The sequence below is a fragment of the Vreelandella sp. H-I2 genome, assembly GCF_052959335.1.
This window is the reverse complement of record NZ_JBRAMC010000018.1, coordinates 1-2,252: the sequence shown is the minus strand read 5'-3', so window position 1 is coordinate 2,252 and position 2,252 is coordinate 1. Positions and strand designations below refer to the sequence as shown.

Annotated in this window: 1 protein-coding gene; it reads left to right on the top strand. The window is 57.5% G+C overall.

The genetic code is table 11. From position 1 onward, the window contains the following. Positions 1-2,252 (top strand): FAD-binding and (Fe-S)-binding domain-containing protein (locus ACUVOF_RS21905; RefSeq protein WP_447046332.1); only part of this gene is annotated, 2,252 nt, incomplete at both ends.

The window sequence follows — 2,252 nt, the reverse complement described above, 5'->3', positions numbered from 1 at the left end:
CGTCAGCAAGAGGGTATTCTTGGTCGCGTCCACACCACCGCTGCCGCGATTATCGATCAACAGCGTGCGTTGATTGAAGCCACCTTTCCGCCGCTCAATCGCTGCTTGACCGGCTATGACTTGGCCCACCTGCGCAATCAAGAAGGTGAGCTTGATCTCAACAGCTTGCTGTGCGGTTCGGAAGGCTCACTGGGCTTTTTAAACGAAGCCGTACTCAACGTACTGCCGATTCCCAAGCACGCCACCCTCGTCAATGTTCGTTACACCAGCTTTATGGACGCCCTCCGGGATGCCAAGGCGCTGATGGCGTCCAGCGCTCGCCCTACGTCCATCGAAACGGTGGATGACACTGTACTCAAGCTCGCCATGGAGGATTTCGTGTGGGACAGCGTGGCGGCGTTCTTCCCCGCTCACGCGAGTAGCCCCATTGGCGGTATCAACCTGATCGAGTTCAATGACGATGACGAGGCTATCCTAGCTGAGCGGGTTAAGGCATTTACCGATCACCTCCGCCAGGATGCCAGCGTCGAACGCCTGGGCTACACCCTGGCGGAAGGGCGCGGTCAGATTCAAAAAGTTTATGCTATGCGTAAACGCTCGGTAGGTCTGCTTGGCAACGTGCAAGGCGAGAAGCGCCCCCTTCCGTTTGTGGAAGACACCGCGGTGCCGCCGGAGCATCTGGCGGATTTCATCGCCGAATTCCGTGCGGCCCTGGATGCCCGTGGGCTCTCCTACGGGATGTTTGGGCATGTAGATGCGGGCGTACTCCATGTTCGCCCCGCCATTGATATGAAAGACCCCGAACAGGAAAAACTGATTCGCGCGGTATCCGATGAGGTCGCGGCGCTCACCCAAAAATATGGCGGGCTACTATGGGGTGAACACGGCAAGGGCGTGCGCTCTGAATACGCACCGACTTTTTTCGGCGAGCTCTACCCTAGCCTACAGCGGGTGAAGGCGGCGTTTGACCCTTACAACCAGCTGAATCCCGGTAAGATCGCGACCCCCGCTGAAGAAGACAAACTGATTGCCAAAGATAGCGATCCTGATTTATTAACGGTCGATGGCGTTCCGATGCGCGGCCAGTTTGACCGCACCATTGATGAACGTGCCTGGCAGGCGTATGACGCGGCGGTCTACTGTAACGGTAACGGGGCCTGCTACAACTACGATGTGGATGACCCCATGTGCCCATCGTGGAAAGCGACCCGGGATCGCCGCCACTCGCCCAAAGGCCGCGCCAGCCTTATCCGCGAGTGGCTGCGCCTGCAATCACAAGCAGGGATCGATGTGGTGGAAGAGTCGCGCAAGAAGAAGGCCGAAGGCGGCTGGGGCTTTATCAAAAGCTTTCCCCAGCGTGTGATCAATACACTAAGTCGCAAACAGCATCACGACTACTCCCACGAAGTATATGACGCCATGGCGGGCTGTCTAGCGTGCAAATCCTGCGCGGGGCAGTGCCCCGTGAAAGTTAACGTTCCCCAGTTCCGTTCGCAGTTTTTAGAAGTTTACCACGGCCGCTACCTGCGCCCGCTGCGCGATTACATCATTGGTGGCACCGAATTTATGCTGCCTACGCTGGCCAAAACCGCCCCGCTGTATAATGCGCTCATTGGTCAGCGCTGGGTGGAAAACCTGATGCGCACCACGGTAGGTATCAGCGATTCGCCAGCGCTCTCCCGCGCCAGTGTAAAAAAGCAAATGAAGGCGTGGGGCATCGCCGAGGCAACCCCGCTCTCGCTGGGGCTATTAACCGAACAGCAGCGGGCCAATAGCGTGATTATTGTTCAGGATGCTTTCACCACCCACTTTGAAGCCAAGCTGGTGATGGACGTGGTGGAACTTCTCTCGCGCCTCAACCTGCGCGTGTTTGTCATGCCATTTTCAGCTAACGGCAAACCGCTCCAGGTACAGGGCTTTTTAGGTGCCTTTGAGCGTACCGCCGACAAGCAGGCCGAACGGCTGCGCACCTTGGCCCGCTTTGATATCCCCATGGTGGGCATCGATCCGGCGATGACGCTCACCTACCGTCAGGAGTACGTCAAAGCCCTGGGCAATGAAGCAGTGCCGGAAGTACTCATGCTCCAAGAGTGGCTCGCCACGCGTATTAATACCCTGGCGCCTAGCGCATTAACGCTCACCGACCCTGGCTTTAAGCTGCTTTCCCACTGCACGGAAAAAACCAACGCCCCCGGCAGCCCCAAAGCATGGCAGCAGGTATTTGCCGCGTTTGGATTAGAGCTTGAGCTAAT